This is a genomic window from Pseudarthrobacter sp. NPDC058329 (genome assembly GCF_042879835.1).
Taxonomy (GTDB): Bacteria; Actinomycetota; Actinomycetes; order Actinomycetales; family Micrococcaceae; genus Arthrobacter.
Genome location: NZ_JBHVZR010000001.1, coordinates 373563 through 390701 on the forward strand (window position 1 = coordinate 373563; position 17139 = coordinate 390701).

The window sequence follows — 17139 nt, forward strand, 5'->3', positions numbered from 1 at the left end:
TACCAAGAACAGAATGTACCTTTCGATGGCGGCTCGGAGAGGGGCTTGACTGTCAAACAGATCGGCCCCGGGAAGTGCTGCCGTCGTGTCACCGAAGTCATTTGGAGGGCACCATGGAGTTTATGATCAGCGGACGAAATCTGACAGTTTCAGACCGGTTCCGCGAATATGCCGGGGAGAAGATCTCAAAGATCGAGTCGCTGGGAGACAAAGTCCAGCGGGTCGACGCGAAGGTTTCCAAGGAGACCAGCTCACGGCAGACCGGCGACCAGTTGACAGTCGAGGTGACAGTACTGGGCAGGGGACCGGTAATCCGTGCCGAAGCAAGCGCCGCTGACAAGTTCGCCGCATTCGACCTCGCGTACAACAAGCTGCTTGAGCGGCTCCGCCGCGCCAAGGACCGCAAGAAGGTCCATCACGGAAGGCATACGCCAAAGGCCGTCCGTGAAGCTACCGCCGCCCTGGAGCCCGCCAGCACCCAGGAACCCCTCTACGTCGAGGCGAGCCACCGGAACGAAACCGCGGCGGCCCCTGCAGAGAAGTCCCCCTATGATGTCGACAACGACATCCCGGCCGGCGATTCTCCGGTCCTTATCCGGCGCAAGGTCTTCCCGGCTGCCTCACTTTCCCTCGACGACGCCGTGGACAACATGGAGCTCGTCGGCCATGACTTCTACCTTTTCGTGGATAAGGCTACGAATACGCCATCTGTCGTTTACCGGCGCCGGGGCTGGACCTATGGGGTCATCACCCTGGACCATGAATGCGAACCGGGTGAGAACGTCATCGAAGAAAAAATCATTGCGTACCGTTCGGACGACGCAGCAGCAAACGCCTAGGGTGGTGAACACCACCCACAGAGAGGACTGACGTGCCAGCGACGCTGAGCCTGGACCAGGCACGGCGGATCGCCCTGGCGGCACAGGGACTCGACAAAGGACGGCCCACCGGCCCCGTGACATCACGGACGGTGGGCCGCACCTTTGCCCGGCTCCAGCTCGTCCAGATTGATTCCGTCAACGTCCTGGCACGGAGTCATTTCCTCCCCTTCTTCTCCCGGCTGGGAAACTACGACCGCGCCATCCTCCAGCGTATGTCCGCTACCCACCCGCGACGCATGGTGGAGTACTGGGCTCACGAAGCCAGTTACATCCGCCCGGAGCACTTTTCCGATCTCCGCCTGTGGCAAAAGCGTTCCTGGGTGAGCGCCCATGGCATGGACGCCGGACTGCGCGCCACCATCTCCGGCCGGATCCTGGAAACCCTCGCCACGGCACGGCCCCTGACTGCCGCCGAAATCGCGGTCAGGATCGGCCACGTCGAAGAAAAACAGACGGACAACTGGGGCTGGAACTGGAGCGCCGTCAAACGGGTCCTGGAACACCTGTTTGAGGAGGGCTTGGTTTCGGCAGCTTCCAGGACCGATCAGTTTGAGCGCAAGTACACGCTGGCCACCAGGGTGCTCCCGAACGTGCCCGCTGCCGTTGCCGGTGAACCCGATTCCGCCTCTGCACTGCACCGCCTTATCGATGCGGCCGCGCAGGCGCACGGCATCGGTACAGTGCGGTGTTTCGCCGACTACTTCCGGACCCCGGTCCGGGCCGCGGCCGCAACCGTGGAACATCTGGTGGAGTGCGGGAGGCTCGAGCCGGTGACCGTGGCCGGCTGGAACCGTGAAGTGTTCCGCCACGTTGATGCCACGCTGCCGCGCAGGGCAACAGGTCGGGCCCTGCTGAGCCCGTTTGATTCCCTGGTCTTCGAACGCCGCCGGCTGGAGGAACTTTTTGGCTTCCATTACCGGCTTGAGATCTACACCCCGGAGCACAAAAGGCGCTATGGGTACTATGTCCTTCCTTTCCTCCTGAGGGACAGGATTGTGGCGCGGGTGGACCTGAAGGCTGACCGCGCACGCGGGACGCTGCTGGCCAAGTCCGCCTTTGCCGAGCCCGGCGCCCCCGCGGACACCGCCGTCGAACTCGCCGCGGAACTTCGGCTGATGGCGGATTGGCTGGGCCTTCCCGGCGTGGAAGTTGGTTCCCGCGGCGATCTGGCCGGTGCCCTTGCCGAGTCCGTTGGCTGTCCTCAGCCCGTATCCGCTCTCAGGGAACAAACAAGCCGCGGGGCGGTGTCTCTCCCGTAGACTAAAAACGCCAGAATTCGGCGGCATAAGACTGGGAGCATCTTCACGTGGCATCACTCATCGAAAAACTTCTCCGTACCGGCGATAAAAAAACGCTCCGGCAACTGCGGAACTATGCCGACTCCATCAACGCCCTGGAAGATTCGTTTAAGACCTTCACAGACGCCGAACTCCGTGAGGAGACAGACCGGCTGCGCGAACGCCACCTGGACGGGGGAGAGAAGCTCGATGACCTGCTTCCCGAAGCCTTTGCCGCCGTCCGGGAAGCATCCGCACGAACCTTGGGCATGCGCCACTTTGACGTCCAGCTGATGGGCGGCGCAGCCCTTCACCTGGGCAACATCGCGGAAATGAAGACCGGTGAAGGCAAAACCCTGGTGGCAACTGCTCCTGCCTACCTCAATGCGCTGACCGGCAAAGGCGTTCACGTCATCACCGTCAATGACTACCTGGCCGAATACCAGTCTGACCTCATGGGCCGCGTCTACCGTTTCCTCGGCCTGACCAGCGGCTGCATCCTCGCCAACCAGGACCCGGCCGTGCGGCGCCACCAGTATGCCTCGGACATTACCTACGGCACCAACAACGAGTTCGGGTTCGACTACCTCCGCGACAACATGGCCTGGGACAAGTCTGAGCTGGTCCAGCGCGGGCACAACTTTGCCATCGTTGACGAGGTCGACTCCATCCTCATCGACGAAGCCCGTACCCCGCTGATCATCTCCGGTCCCGCCCAGGGCGACACCAACCGATGGTACAGCGAATTCGCCAAGGTGGTCCTGCGGCTCCAGCCGGAAAAGGACTACGAGGTCGACGAAAAGAAGCGGACCGTTGGCGTCCTGGAAAGCGGCATCGAAAAGGTCGAGGACTACCTCGGCATCCAGAACCTGTACGAATCCGCCAACACGCCTCTCATCGGGTTCCTGAACAACGCCATCAAAGCCAAGGAACTCTTCAAGCGGGACAAGGACTACGTCATCCTCGACGGCGAAGTCCTGATTGTTGACGAGCACACCGGCCGTATCCTTGCCGGCCGACGCTACAACGAGGGCATGCACCAGGCCATCGAGGCCAAAGAAGGCGTGGAGATCAAGGCCGAGAACCAGACTCTGGCCACCGTCACGCTGCAGAACTACTTCCGTATGTACGGCAAGCTCTCGGGCATGACCGGAACTGCCGAGACGGAGGCAGCGGAGTTTATGGGCACCTACAAGCTCGGTGTGGTTGCCATTCCCACCAACCGCGATATGCAGCGCCTCGACCAGTCGGACCTGGTCTTCAAGAACGAGGCCGTCAAGTTCGACGCCGTCGTGAAAGATATCGCCGAGAGGCACCAAGAAGGCCAGCCGGTCCTGGTGGGTACCACCAGCGTTGAAAAGAGCGAATACCTGTCCCGGCTCCTGGCCAAGGAAGGCATCCGCCACGAAGTCCTGAATGCGAAGAACCACGCCCGGGAAGCAGCCATCGTGGCGCAGGCCGGCCGGAAGGGCGCGGTCACCGTGGCAACCAACATGGCAGGCCGCGGTACTGACATCATGCTCGGCGGCAATGCCGAGTTCACTGCCGTGGCCGAGCTCGCCAAGCGCGGACTGGATCCTGAAGAAAACTCAGAGGAGTACGAGTCCGCCTGGCCAGCCGCCCTTGAAGCTGCCAAACAGTCCGTCAAAGACGAGCACGAGGAAGTCCTCAACCTTGGCGGCCTTTACGTGCTGGGCACCGAACGGCACGAGTCGCGCCGCATCGACAACCAGCTGCGGGGCCGTTCGGGCCGCCAGGGCGACCCCGGCGAATCCCGTTTTTACCTGTCGCTGACCGACGACCTTATGCGGCTCTTCAACTCCGGTGCCGCGGAACGCCTGATGAACAGCTCGGTGCCGGACGACGTCGCGCTGGAGTCCAAGCTCGTCTCCCGCGCCATCGCCTCGGCCCAGGGCCAGGTGGAGGGCCGAAACGCCGAGCAGCGCAAAAACGTCCTGAAGTACGACGACGTCCTCAACCGCCAGCGCGAGGCCATCTATGGTGACCGGCGGCGCATCCTTGAGGGCGATGACCTGCACGAAAAGGTGCAGTTCTTCGTAGAAGACACCATCACCGCCCTCATCGATGCTGCGACAGCTGAGGGCAACGGCGATGACTGGGACTTCAACCAGCTCTGGACCAACCTCAAGACCCTCTACCCGGTCAGCGTCACGGCCGACGAGATCATCGAGGAAGCCGGCGGAAAGTCCAGGCTTACGGTTGAGTTCCTGAAGGAGGAGCTGCTGTCCGACGCGCGCCTGGTGTACCAGGCCCGGGAAGAAACCATCGGTTCCGAAAGCATGCGCGAGCTGGAGCGCCGCGTTGTCCTGTCGGTCATCGGACGCAAATGGCAGGAACATCTTTATGAGATGGACTACCTCAAGGAAGGAATTGGCCTGCGGGCGATGGCACAGCGTGATCCGCTCGTTGAATACCAGCGAGAGGGCTTCACCCTGTTCCAGAGCATGATGGAGGCCATCCGGGAGGAAAGCGTAGGGTTCCTCTTCAACCTCGAAGTGGAAGTCACTCCGGCCCAGGACGTTGTGGTGGCTGACGATGAGGGTGGGCACACCGAGCATGTGGAGCCGCAGGTCCGGGCCGCCGGGCTGGAAGCGCCTGCCCAGCCCGCCCAGCTGCAGTACACTGCTCCCCGCGAAGACGGGGGTACGCAGACCCGGGTGGAAACCCGGTCCTCCGGCCGCCCGGGTAACCCCGCCAAGGCGGCGCAGGACGCTGCGAAGCGGCAGGCGAAGAAGAAAAAGCGCTGAAACGTTTCCAGGTCTGAAAGCTGTTAGACGCAGATAGAAGCAGGGCCGGGGAGTTGTCCCCGGCCCTGCTTCCGTCTCCTGCTGAATCGGACCGGCATTGCTACTGCAGGGCTCCTTACTGAAAGCCCGTCAGCCAATGACAAGCTCCGTCACCCGCCACACCTGCTTGCCCCGTTCAAGGCGAACTGCCACAGCCCGGGCCCGGACATCATCCACTACAACGGCGCTGGCTTCAAAAACTCCGTCTGCCACTTCGCAAACCCTGACCGAGCGAACGATGGAATTTCTGTGCAGCCTTGCAAGGTCCGGGTTGCCGGTCCGGGTCAGTTCGCGCCTGATCAGGCAAGCGCGGTGTTGCAGGGCAGCCAGGCATCGAGGATCAAGCCGCCGGGCCAGCTGGTGGACGGGGCGGATTCCGGCAAGCACTTCCATGGCGGCCTGGACCGTGCCGCGGGTTACCGCCCGTACCTCCGATAACTCATCAACCGGACGCAAAACCGGCCGTGGTCCAGTTGCGGGGGCCTTGTCCGGAGGCTGCGGTGCAGCCGGCCGGGGCATGGGGCCACCCGCACTCGCTGGTGCTTGGATGGTTCGAATGGGCGTGGCTGCGGTCATTGCTTTCCCCTTGAATTAGTGGCTGGCGTTAAGGCATGAATCGTGTGGTTGGCATGTTTATGCTGCGGAGGGCGGCTGAAGGATTTGCCCGGGGAGCAGCACATCCGGATCCTGACCGATGAGGGCCCGGTTGGCCTCGTACCACCGCGGCCATAGCATTGCGATGTCAACGTCCGAGGCCCCTGGCCCCATCGCGTGCGCGGCAACGTCCCAGAGCGTGTCTCCAGCCAGGACGGTCACGGCGCCGGCTTCCGCTGGTGCCTTCCCAGCGGCGCGCAGTTCCGGAGCAGCCAGCAGCCCGGGGCCCGGTACCGGGGCACCCGGCTGCCAGCCCGGGCGAATCCTCGATGGGGGAGCTGAGCTGGTCCCGCTATCCACCTCGAGAACCACAGGGGCGGGCTGGACAACGTTGTGTTCCTCACCGCGCGGGGACACCTGGCTGTTCTGTTCTTGCCGGGCGGAGTCCTCAGCCGGCGGTGTTGGGTGTTCTGTTGAACCCGTGGAAGCTGCCTCACTGGCATCTTCAGTTGCCGGTGTTGGCAGTACGTCGTGTGTGTGGCTCCCGGAAGTGGCTTGAGCTGATGCAGTGTAGTCCTGGATGGGGGTCCATTCCGGTCCGGACAAGGCTGCGTGTGCATTCGCAGCCGGACCCGTTACCAACTGGACCGACAGTGCTGCGAGCACCAGCCTCTGCATTAGGGCGGGCGAGAGCTTCCGGGTTACGGCTGCGGCGCGGGACTTGCCTTTCCGCTCAAGGAGCGTGGTGGCACCGGCGAACAGCAGTGCAAGGAACCACCAGCCCACCAGCGCAGCACCGCCGGCTGCCGCGGCAGCCCCCAGCAGGTGCTCCGTTTGGAGTTCCTGGTGCCTGGCGGAGGACTGCTGCCATTGCACCAGGATGCCGGAACCGGCCGCATAGAGGAGGACACCCAGCATTAGTATTGCCGCTGCCGTGACGGCATCGGTCCAGCGGGCATGTTCTGCTGTTTGGATCACTGTGTTCCTTTTGATGCACTTTGATGGTGTTTAATGCTGATTAGGTAAGTTTGCACCGCCTACTCTTTCTTTGTCTAGACGTTGGAGAGGAAAAGCCGTGAATATTGACGCTGCAAGGGCTGCGCCCTACGCTGGCCGGATGCGCTGGGATGCACTCTTTGACGATCTGGAAAGCCAATTCGCGGAGGCGGACCGGTTGGCCCTTGATGCCGAAGTCAATGAACGGGCACGGGCAGAAATGGTGGGCCTGGAACTGGCGGACCGGTTGCGGGCGGTTTTGGGCTGCCGGCTGACTGTCTACCTGTCATCAGGGGAGTCGTTCTCCGGGACGCTCACCCACGCCGGCGGCGACGCGCTGGTGCTGGATGAAGAACAACATCAGCTACTTATTCCCTACGCGGCAGCAGGGCGTTACGTGGGGCTCGGGCGCCTGTCTCTGGCGGAGTCGTCGTCTGTGCGGCGGGGAATTGGGCTCGGCAGGGCCCTGCGCGGGATGGCCCGGGACCGGGCCGAGTTGTCAGTTCTTGTTGGGAATGCGGGAGGCGCGATGCGGCTGGCAGGAGTCATAGACCGGGTGGGCAGGGACTATTTTGACCTCGCTGTCCTCATGCCCGGCGAAGCCCGCCGCAGCCATCAGGTCAGCCAGATTGCCACTATTCCCTTTACCGCATTGGCAGCGATCAGGTCGCGTCGGACCAACGAGATGTAGTTGCTTGCGCGCCGGGTTCGGAGCGCCAGGGCAGGCCGTGGCGGCCCGTCTGCAGGTCTCAGCCTGACTTGGACCTGGATTCCTGGATCATGCGGCTGGCTTCGGCGTACCGTTCCTCGATGTACTGCTCAAGCATCTTTTCTTCCACCCGCCACTGACCGCGCCCGCCAACCTGGATGGCTTTGAGCTCGCCGCTTCGGACCAGGGCATAAGCAGCCGGAGAATTGATCTGAAGCTGCTCGGCGACATCTGCGAGTGTAAGAAATCTGGGCATGGCTCCATTTTGCCACCGGAACGGATGGTTTGCTGCTGTTATCCACAATTTGGCCGTGTTTGAACTTATGACTTTTGTTCCGGCGTCCCTGCCGCAACAATGAGGAGTCCGGGCGCATCGAGCAGTCCCGGTGCGCAAAGGGGGAGAGACGGTAATGGTTCCTGACTCATCGGCCACGGCGGCAAGGCTGAAACGGCCTTCGTGGAAGGACCCCCGCTTGCTGGTAGGTGTTCTCCTTGTGCTCGTTTCGGTGGCTGGCGTGGTTTTCCTGGTGGGAAGCGCTGACCGGACCACGGAGGTTTATGCGGCCCGCGACGGCATAGCAGTGGGCGAAAAGCTGACGGCGGAGAATGTCGTCCGGGCCAAGGTCAGGTTGGGGGAGACCGAAGCCCAATACATCACCGCAGAGTCAGGCCTGCCGGAGAACGTGGTTGCAGTGCAAAGGATCGGCAAGGACCAGCTTGTTCCCCGCGCAAGCCTCGGCGCAGTGGACGAACTGGACCGCAAGCCCGTTGCCCTGACCATCGAGGAAACCCTCCCGGCGCAGGCAGTGGCCGGTGCCAGGGTGGACGTCTGGGTGGCACAGCCCGATGCCCGCAATGGCTTCAGTGAACCCAAGCTCCTGCTTCCGGGTGCTGAAATAGCAGAGGTAACTGACGGTTCCACAGCCTTGGGGTCGTCCCGGACCACCGTTCTGATGGTGCTGGTGGAGGATAATCAGATGCCCGCCCTGCTGGGAGCGCAGGCGAATGAAGCAAAGATTTCCGTGGTGTGGAACCCGGGAGGCGGCGCCCAATGAGTATCCCCGTCGTCACTGTCGGGCAGAGCCGCGAGGATCTCGTCGGCGGGCTGGAACGCCTGCACGGCCCGGTGACCGTAGTGCGAAGATGTACGGAATTGGCCGAATTACTGGCAGCCTGCCAAGGCGGATTGGCCCGGGCTGCCGTGGTTGCGGAGGGTTCCGAGGGCCTCACCGCTTCCCTGGTGGACCGGCTCGGAGCGGTGGGTGTTGCCATCATTGCCTTGACCGATTCGCCCGAGGAAGCCGAAAGGCTCAGGGGAATAGGTGTAGCTTCGGCCTTGACCGGAGTGGAATCGGTGATGCTGTCCGAGAGGATTGCCGAGGCTGTCGCCCAACTGACAGGCGGTGGACCCCGTGGCGCACACCGGAGCAGTGCGGCCGACACCGGTGCTGCCCTGCATCCTGTTCCGGCGGAACCGCGAAGCAGCCCGGAGAAGCCGGGGCCGGGGCGGATTATTGCAGTGTGGGGCCCCGCCGGGGCGCCCGGACGGACCATTGTCGCGGCCAACATCGCGGGCGAACTCGCGGGCGAAGGGAAGTCCGTTGTCCTTGTCGATGCCGACAGTTACGGTGCGAGCGTAGCCGCTGTGCTCGGCCTTATGGATGAGTCCGCCGGCCTGGCGCAGGCGTGCAGGCTGGCTGACCAGGGACTGCTGGACGCGGAGGCGTTGAAGAGGGTGGCCACGCCGGTCGCCACCAAGCTCGGTTCTTTCCGGGTCCTCACGGGAATCACCCGTGCGGACCGGTGGACGGAGCTCCGGGCATCTGCACTGGCTCTCGTCCTCGAGCGGGCCAAGCAGATTGCAGAGGTGGTTGTGGTGGATACCGGGTTCTGCCTGGAGGCCGACGAGGAGCTCAGTTTTGACACCATGGCTCCGCGGAGGAACGCGGCCACCCTGCGCTCCCTCGAACTTGCCGACACCGTTTACGCTGTCGGCGCGGCGGATCCTGTCGGAGTGCCCAGGCTGGTGCGGGGTTTGGCCGAGCTTGAGTCCGCTGTACCTCAGGCCGCGCCCATCGTGGTGATGAACAAAGTCAGGGCGTCTTCGGTGGGGCGGGGGCCGGAGCGGCAGCTGCAGGAGGCGTGGGAAAGGTTCGGACCGGCGTCGGAGCTCAGAGCATTCCTTCCCGAAGACAGTGCGGCAGCGGACGCCGCACTGCTGGGAGGGGCGCTGTTGCTGGAGGCGGCACCTGACTCAGCCCTCCGACGCGCCATCGCACAACTCGTTTGTGCACCCGCCCAGCAAAAACCAAAAACCTCTGTCTTTTCTTCCACAGCAGCCCGTAGGCTAAAAGGCTAGGCTCGCCGTAAGAGCTGCAAGGAAGCAGCGTATATCTTGTGATGGAGGCGTGTGTTGATGTCGTCTGGATCCAGCGTGGAGGATCAGCCCCTTTCCTTTGAAGGCCAGGAAGAATTTATCGGGGACTACTATCAGCACCTGGCCGAAGAGGATGCCCGGAGCTATCCCGGCGACATGCTGACCGCCCGTGCGGAAGCCCACCGCAGTGTCGCGTCGGTGCGGAAGCCGGGCCAGGCGACAGTTTCCATCGTCGACGAGGAAGACAGCAGCGTTGTTTTTGTGGTCACCGACGACATGCCGTTCCTCGTCGATTCCGTCAATGCTGAACTCGTCCGGCAGCATGCGGCAATCAGGCTGGTGGTCCATCCCCTTTTCGTGGCTACCCGCAACAGGGACACCGCGGAGCTGGTCAAGGTCAACAAGGTTCCTTCGCATCTGGGCATTTCCAGCGGCGATACCGCTGCCATGCCGAATCTCTCCCACCTCATAGCGCAGGGTGACAACTCCTCGCACATGGAGTCATGGATCGCCGTCGAGATCAACCGTGTGTCCGATGAAGCAAAGGCAGCGCTGCTGGAAGGTTTGCAGCGGGTGCTCAGCGACGTCCGGGCAGCGGTTGAGGACTGGCCGCACATGCGCCAAAAAGCCCTCCAGATCGCGGAAAGCCTGGACAAGGTGGCGAACCCGGCGCAGATCGCTGAGCTCCGCCAGGCACAGGACCTCCTGCACTGGCTGGACGACGGAAACTTCACGTTCCTCGGTTACCGCGAATACGACCTCGTCAACGTGGACGGGGAAGACGTCCTGGAGCTGCGTGAAGACAGCGGCCTGGGACTCCTGCGCGCAGCCGCGGATTCACCGCACATCCAGCACCTCACTGATACGGGCAGGAAAAAGGCGCGCGAAAAGCGCGCCCTCGTTATTACCAAAGCCAATTCCCGCTCCACCGTCCACCGGTCCGCGTACCTCGACTACATCGGGGTTAAGAGTTTTGACGCCGCGGGGAACGTCAACGGTGAGCGCCGCTTCATCGGACTCTTTGCCACCAGCGCCTACACCGGCTCAGTCCGGAACATCCCGATCGTCCGGGAAAAGGTCGATGCGGTGCTCGGCAGCGCGGGCTTCCCGCCGGACTCGCACTCCGGGAAGGACCTGCTGGGGATCCTGGAGACTTACCCCAGGGATGAGCTTTTCCAGATCGAGGTTCCGGACCTTGCCGCCACAGCCCTTGGCATCCAGAAACTGCAGGAGCGCAGGCGTACCAGGCTCTTCCTGCGGCCGGACATCTACGGCAGGTTCATGTCCGCCGTGGTCTATCTTCCCAGGGACAGGTACACCACCAATGTCCGGCTCCGCATCGAGCAGGAACTCCGCGAGACGTTCCAGGCCGTGTCCATCGACTACGAGGCGCGCATGACGGAGTCGGCTCTTGCCCGGCTGTTCTTCCGCATCCGCCTGCCCAAGGGTGCAGACGTCAGCAACGTCAACACCGAGGATCTGGAGAAGCGGCTGGTGCGTGCCGCCCGTTCCTGGAGCGAAGGCATCGCCGAGGTGCTGCGTGAAGGGCGGGACGTTGCGCAGGCCAAGGAGCTTGCAGCCATCTGGTCCGAGGCCTTCCCCGCGGGCTACCGGGTGGATTACGAAGTTGAGGACGCCCTTGAGGACATCGCCCGCTTCGAGAAGTACGGCGCGACGGCCGAGCGCACTGTTGGTGCGAAGCAGGAACGTCCCGGCGTGCACGTCTACCTTCCGGAAGGAGCGGGTGCGACGCTCGAGGAGGATGCCCGGGTCAAGCTGTACATGCTGGAGCCCAAGAGCCTGAGCCAGATCCTGCCCTTCTTCCATAACCTGGGCCTGGAAGTGCTGGACGAGCGGCCGTTCGAAATCGAGACCGCGGACCGGAGGGATTTCTTCCTCTATGACCTGGGGCTGAAGTACCCGGCGGGCGTTGATCCTGTCTCCACGGGCCAGCTGCTGGCTGATTCCTTTTCCGCTGCAGTCACCGGCGCGGCGGAGTCGGACGCTTTTGACCGTCTGGTCCTCCGCGAGGGACTGCAGTGGCGCCAAATAACGGTGCTGCGTGCCTACGCCCGCTACATGCGCCAGATGGGCAATGCCAACTCCTTTGGTTTTATGGCCGATACCCTGCTGGCGAATCCGGAAGTGACCAAGGGGTTGAGTTCGCTCTTCGCCGCCCGCTTCGATCCTTCCCTGAACGAAGAAGAACGCCTGGACGCGCAGGCTTCCGTCGGTGAAGAATTGGCAGCGGCCATTGAAAAGGTGGCCACGCTCGACGCCGACAGGGTGCTGCGGACCTTCGTAAACCTGATCGAGTCAACGCTCCGGACCAACTTCTACCAGTACAAGCCCCACCTCAGCTTCAAACTCGACCCGGAGCAGATCGAGGGGTTGCCCTTCCCCCGGCCCATGTTCGAAATCTGGGTCTATGCGCCCCGGGTCGAGGGCGCCCACCTCCGCTTCGGAAAGGTGGCCCGCGGCGGGCTGCGGTGGTCCGACCGGCGCGAGGATTTCCGCACCGAGGTCCTGGGCCTGGTCAAAGCACAAACCGTAAAGAACGCCGTCATCGTGCCCACAGGGGCCAAGGGCGGTTTCTTCGCCAAGCAGCTTCCCGATCCTGCCGCTGACCGGTCCGCCTGGATGGCCGAAGGCATCGAAAGCTACAAAACCTTCATTCGCGGGCTCCTCGACCTTACTGACAACCTGGTCACCGGGAGCGACGGCGAAAGACTCGTGCCGCCGTCGGACGTTATAAGGCACGACGACGACGATTCCTACCTCGTGGTGGCGGCCGACAAGGGAACCGCGACCTTCTCGGACATTGCGAACGGGCTGGCCAAGGAGTACGGGTTCTGGCTCGGCGATGCATTCGCCTCTGGGGGATCAGTGGGGTACGACCACAAAGCGATGGGTATCACCGCACGGGGCGCCTGGGAATCCGTGAAGCGCCACTTCAGCGAGCTCGACCTGGACACGCAAACCCAACCGTTCACCGTGGTGGGCGTGGGCGACATGTCAGGCGACGTGTTCGGCAACGGTATGCTGCTCTCGCGACACATCAGGCTCCTCGCAGCTTTTGACCATCGCCACATCTTCCTGGACCCCAACCCGGACGAAGAAACATCTTTTGTGGAGCGGCAGCGGCTGTTCGAACTGCCGAGGTCATCGTGGGACGACTACAACAAATCCCTCATCAGCGAAGGCGGCGGAGTGTTCCCCCGCCAGGCAAAGTCGATTCCAGTCACAGCCCAGGTCCGGGCGGCGCTGGGGCTTCCGTCCGAAACAACCGAGCTCAGCCCGCCGGAACTCCTGCGTGCAATCCTGCTGGCTCCTGCCGACCTGCTCTACAACGGCGGAATCGGCACCTACGTCAAGGCGGGTACCGAGTCCAACGCCTCCGTGGGGGACAAGGCCAACGACGCCATCCGTGTTGACGGCAGGGACCTGCGTGTGAAGGTGGTCGGTGAGGGCGGAAACCTGGGAATGACCCAGCGCGGCCGCATTGAGGCAGCACTGCAGGGGGTCATTCTTAACACCGATGCCATCGACAACTCTGCCGGCGTTGACTGCTCCGACCATGAGGTCAACATCAAAATTTTTGTGGACCGGATGGTTGCTGCCGGGAAGCTCTCTGCCGAAGAACGTGCAGGCTTCCTCGCCTCGATGACCGACGAAGTGGGGCGGCTGGTGCTGGAAGACAACATCGACCAGAACATCCTGCTGCTGAACGACCGCACCCGCGTGGCCGAGTGGAGCCCGAGCTACGAACGGCTGATGGACTGGCTGGAAAAGAAAGCCGACCTGAACCGGGAACTGGAGGCGCTTCCCACCACGGAGGTGCTGAAGGAGCGGTTGCAGCAAGGCCAGGGCCTGACCTCGCCTGAGCTGTCCGTGCTGGCCGCTTACGCGAAGATCGAGCTGACCGCGGCCCTGCGTGAGAGCGACCTGGCTGACGATCCCTGGTTCAGGAAGACACTGCGGGCCTACTTCCCGGAGCAGCTGCGGGAACGGTTCGACGCGGAGCTGGATACCCATCCGCTGCGGCGCGAGATCATCGCAACCATTGTGGCCAACGACATGATCAACATGGGTGGCATTACGTTCGCCTTCCGGACCATGGAGGAAACGTCCGCTTCGGAAGTTGCTGTTGCCAAGGCGTTCGTAGCCCTGCGGGAGGTTTACGAGCTCGAGGTGATGGTCGAGGAACTCAACAGTCTTCCTGCGTCGTTCCCCACTGAGCACTGGAGCACAGTCCACCTCGACATCCGCAGGCTGCTTGACCGGGCAGTCCGTTGGTTGTTGGGGCAAGGCAGCGTGTCCGGGCCCATTGCCGACGTCGTGGGTGAATTCAAACCCCTCGTTGATCCCATGCGTGCCCGCCTGCTGGACTACGTGCGCGGCGATGACCGGAACCGGGTTGCCGGCTGGCTGGAAAAGGCGCGCGATTGGCAGCTCCCGGAAGGACTGGCCCTGCGGTGGGCGGAGCTCTTCGAGAGTTTTGTCCTGCTGGACATCGCCAAGATCGCCCGCGTCCGCAAGGACCCCGTAGAGGAAATTGCTGCGGTCTACTACACCGTCTTCAACCGGTTCCACGCGGACTCCCTGCTGGAGCGCATCAGCAGCCTGCCGCGGCAGGACCGGTGGCAGGCTCTGGCCAGGGCAGCCCTGCGGGATGACCTGTACTCCAACATTTCGGACATGACGACGGCGGTGCTGGACGCCACCACCGCTGCCGGCTCGCCGGAGGCGCGGCTGAAGGATTGGGAAGCGCAGAACGCGGAGCAGTTGGGCCGGGCGAAGAGCATGTTCGATGAGGTCAACGCGCTCGAGGCCGACGATATGGCCTCACTGTCGGTAGCATTGAGGCTCTTGAGGTCAATCGTCCGACGCTAGCGAATCCGGCGTCGCAAATGGAGGTGCAGTGGCAATCTTTACGGACCCTATCAGGGAACATGCTGATTTCGGGCCGGGGGATGCCGAATGGCTGCACCTCCTGGTGGGGGACTGGCAAATGGTCGCGGACCTGGCGTTCGCGGACCTGGCGCTCTGGTTCCCCCACCCGGACCATGGGTATGTGGCGCTGGCGCATGTCCGGCCCTCCACCACGCATACGGTCTTCCACGGCGACTTTGTAGGGGATCCCATCCGCTCCGATCTCCAGCCGTTGGCGGACAAGGCCTGGAACAGCCGCTCCATCGAGCGCTCCAGTGAAACCAACTGGAACAGTGACATGGCGCTGCGGGTGGAGGCCGTTCCCATGGTCCGGAACGGCCGCACGCTGGCCGTTGTCACCACTCACATGGATCTCTCGAGCTCGCGGATGCCGTCCCGGCTGGAGCTGACATACCGGCAGTGCGCCTATGACCTTCTGCGGATGGGCACCCTGGGTTTGTGGCCCGACTTCGCGTCCCCCACGGGTTCGCGCCGCGGCGCCCCCCGTGTGGGCGACGGTCTTATCAGGCTCGACGCCGAGGGCATTGTGCAGTACGCCAGCCCCAACGGCGTCTCAGCGTTCCGCCGCCTCGGTGACGGCGAATCGCTGGAGGGGCGCTCCCTGGCCGAGGTTACAGCGAGCCTGCTGAAAGACCGCCGTATGGTGGACGAGACGCTGCCCCTGGTGGTGACCGGCCGGATGCCGTGGCGTAGCGAGATTGAATCCCGGGGCGTCAGCCTGTCACTGCGGGCAATCCCGCTGCGTGACGAGCAGCAGCGCTTCGGGGCGCTGGTGCTGTGCCGCGACGTGTCCGAACTGCGCCGACGCGAGATGGAACTCGTGACCAAGGATGCCACCATCCGCGAAATCCACCACCGGGTCAAGAATAATTTGCAGACCGTTGCGGCGTTGTTGCGGATGCAGTCCCGCCGGATGGTCAGCGACGAGGCGAAGCAGGGCCTTGAGCAGGCGATGCGCCGGGTGGCCACCATCGCGCTGGTCCACGAAACGCTGTCCCAGGGCCTCACCCAGAGTGTGGACTTTGACGAGCTGATCGGGCGGCAGTTCCGTCTTTCGGCAGAAGTTGCGTCGCCCTCGCAGCAGGTCCGGACCGAGCGCTCCGGCATCTTCGGCGAACTGCCCAGTGATTTTGCCACTCCGCTGGCGCTGGTCATCAATGAACTGGTCACCAACGCCGTGGAACATGGCCTGGAGGGGCGTACCGGAACTGTATGGCTTCTCGCTGACCGCTCCGAAGGGGACGAGGGCGAGGAGGAGTTGACAGTCACTATTGCCGATGACGGTGTGGGCTTGCCTGAAACGCCCCACGTTGAAGGACTCGGCCTGCAGATCGTCCGCACCCTGGTGACCAGTGAGCTCGGCGGCACCATCCAGTGGCAGCCGCGTGATGGGGGCGGAACGGCCGTTCAGATCCGTCTCAGCCTCGAAGCCAAGTAGGCGGGGACGCAAAAAGGCCCTGGCGGCAACCTCGGAGGTTGCGGCCAGGGCCTTTTCGAAGGGCTTTAGCTGAGGGCTTGTTTGCCTGAGGATATCAGGAGGCGCGGCGGGCACGGGCTGCCCGGCGCTTGAGGGCGCGGCGCTCGTCTTCGCTCATGCCGCCCCAGACGCCTGCATCCTGGCCGGACTCGAGGGCCCATTGCAGGCAGGTGTCCACTACCGGGCACCGGCGGCAGACGCTTTTCGCTTCCTCAATCTGCAGGAGTGCCGGGCCCGTATTTCCGACGGGAAAAAACAGTTCCGGGTCCTTTTCGAGGCACGCTGCGCGGTTACGCCAATCCATGCTGATCAGTTGCTCCAATTCTGGGAAGAGCCCTTGTGAAATTATTCACTAGTAGCTACAAAGGAAAGGGGCCCGGCAGGGCCCCGTTGGTCATCTGAGTCAAGCCTGTCATGTTAACGCTGTGTAAACAAGGGGTAATAAGGCTTGAAATCCCGGGAACGCTGAGCGATACATCACAGTGGCGGTAATGGCCCTCACCACTGTCCGACTATGTCCGGTAGGGTGCCAGTGTGTCAAGACCCCCTGTAGACCCCACGGACCCGTCAAGTGACCCGGAAGGCCGGGACCGTCACCGGGCCCAACCGTTACCCGGGCAGTTGTCACCCGGGCTGCCGTCACCGAAGCCGCCGGCCGGCGGCGCCCGTCCGGCGCGGCCGGCAGCTGTCCTCGTGGTGGCGCTGATTGTGGCAGCGGAGGCCACAGCCCTTCTGGCAGCCGCTGCCTGGTATGGCTACCAACTGGCAGCGGGAAGCCCGGTTCTTTCATTCTGGGGCGCCGTGTTCACCCTCGGGCTGCTGCTGGCTTTCTCCGCCTGGCTGTATTCCGTGGCGGTCTTCCTCTGCAGGGGATATCGGTGGACCAGGGCGGCGGCGCTGGTGGCGCAGTTATTCGTGTTGACCATTGGCTTCCCGACACTGACCGGCGGTCTGCCCCTGGCTGGAGCGGCAATGCTGGTTCCTGCCGGAACTGCCATTGTGCTTCTGTTCCACAACAAGGTCATCAGTTTCGCGTCCCGTACCGGGAGTGCGACGCCGGCCCTCTGA

13 protein-coding genes are annotated in these 17139 nt (G+C 63.3%); 9 read left to right on the forward strand and 4 right to left on the reverse strand.

Annotated features, from left to right (window positions below):
• Window positions 1–113 precede the first annotated feature (113 nt).
• From hpf to secA, 3 genes are read left to right on the forward strand one after another with little or no spacing between them, the layout of a single operon-like run.
• Window positions 114–839: a ribosome hibernation-promoting factor, HPF/YfiA family gene (gene hpf / locus ACFVYC_RS01810; RefSeq protein WP_387545920.1), complete on the forward strand. Its 726-nt coding sequence runs from the start codon at window positions 114–116 to the stop codon at window positions 837–839.
• A 32-nt stretch (window positions 840–871) separates the two neighbouring features.
• Window positions 872–2140 carry a winged helix-turn-helix domain-containing protein gene (locus ACFVYC_RS01815; RefSeq protein WP_387545923.1) on the forward strand — a complete coding sequence of 423 codons (1269 nt, stop codon included), beginning with the start codon at window positions 872–874 and terminating at the stop codon, window positions 2138–2140.
• Between the two features lie 47 nt (window positions 2141–2187).
• A complete protein-coding gene (secA, locus tag ACFVYC_RS01820; protein ID WP_387545925.1) occupies window positions 2188–4926 on the forward strand; it encodes a preprotein translocase subunit SecA in 2739 nt (912 codons plus the stop codon).
• A 129-nt stretch (window positions 4927–5055) separates the two neighbouring features.
• Here the strand turns inward: secA and ACFVYC_RS01825 are convergent, their stop codons facing one another.
• Both ACFVYC_RS01825 and ACFVYC_RS01830 read right to left on the reverse strand, forming a co-directional pair.
• A complete protein-coding gene (locus ACFVYC_RS01825) occupies window positions 5056–5541 on the reverse strand; it encodes an Rv3235 family protein (RefSeq protein ID WP_387545928.1) in 486 nt (161 codons plus the stop codon).
• A 57-nt stretch (window positions 5542–5598) separates the two neighbouring features.
• Window positions 5599–6537 (reverse strand): LysM peptidoglycan-binding domain-containing protein, encoded by a 939-nt coding sequence (locus ACFVYC_RS01830; protein ID WP_387545929.1) that lies wholly within the window; start codon window positions 6535–6537, stop codon window positions 5599–5601.
• 97 nt (window positions 6538–6634) lie between these two features.
• On the opposite strand from ACFVYC_RS01830, the gene ACFVYC_RS01835 reads away from it, so the two are divergent.
• Window positions 6635–7246, forward strand: a complete 612-nt coding sequence (locus ACFVYC_RS01835) for a hypothetical protein (RefSeq protein WP_387545932.1) — start codon at window positions 6635–6637, stop codon at window positions 7244–7246.
• A 58-nt stretch (window positions 7247–7304) separates the two neighbouring features.
• Here ACFVYC_RS01835 and ACFVYC_RS01840 read toward each other — a convergent pair whose 3' ends face one another.
• Complete coding sequence (locus ACFVYC_RS01840; protein ID WP_331323043.1) at window positions 7305–7520, reverse strand: helix-turn-helix domain-containing protein; 216 nt, start codon at window positions 7518–7520, stop codon at window positions 7305–7307.
• A 154-nt stretch (window positions 7521–7674) separates the two neighbouring features.
• Between ACFVYC_RS01840 and ACFVYC_RS01845 the strand changes: the two genes are divergently transcribed.
• The 4 genes from ACFVYC_RS01845 to ACFVYC_RS01860 are packed head-to-tail and all read left to right on the forward strand — an operon-like array spanning window position 7675 to window position 16032.
• Entirely contained in the window at window positions 7675–8319 is a 645-nt protein-coding gene (locus ACFVYC_RS01845) for a hypothetical protein (protein ID WP_387545933.1), read from the forward strand.
• Window positions 8316–9623 carry a CpaE family protein gene (locus ACFVYC_RS01850; protein ID WP_387545934.1) on the forward strand — a complete coding sequence of 436 codons (1308 nt, stop codon included), beginning with the start codon at window positions 8316–8318 and terminating at the stop codon, window positions 9621–9623. Before ACFVYC_RS01845 ends, ACFVYC_RS01850 begins: the two co-directional genes overlap by 4 nt.
• Before the next feature lie 57 nt (window positions 9624–9680).
• Entirely contained in the window at window positions 9681–14534 is a 4854-nt protein-coding gene (locus ACFVYC_RS01855) for an NAD-glutamate dehydrogenase (RefSeq protein ID WP_387545936.1), read from the forward strand.
• Between the two features lie 28 nt (window positions 14535–14562).
• Window positions 14563–16032: a sensor histidine kinase gene (locus ACFVYC_RS01860; protein WP_387545938.1), complete on the forward strand. Its 1470-nt coding sequence runs from the start codon at window positions 14563–14565 to the stop codon at window positions 16030–16032.
• 94 nt (window positions 16033–16126) lie between these two features.
• Here ACFVYC_RS01860 and ACFVYC_RS01865 read toward each other — a convergent pair whose 3' ends face one another.
• Window positions 16127–16375: a WhiB family transcriptional regulator gene (locus ACFVYC_RS01865; protein ID WP_015937605.1), complete on the reverse strand. Its 249-nt coding sequence runs from the start codon at window positions 16373–16375 to the stop codon at window positions 16127–16129.
• Between the two features lie 392 nt (window positions 16376–16767).
• Between ACFVYC_RS01865 and ACFVYC_RS01870 the strand changes: the two genes are divergently transcribed.
• On the forward strand, window positions 16768–17139 hold the full coding sequence (locus ACFVYC_RS01870) for a hypothetical protein (protein ID WP_387547086.1): 372 nt from the start codon (window positions 16768–16770) through the stop codon (window positions 17137–17139).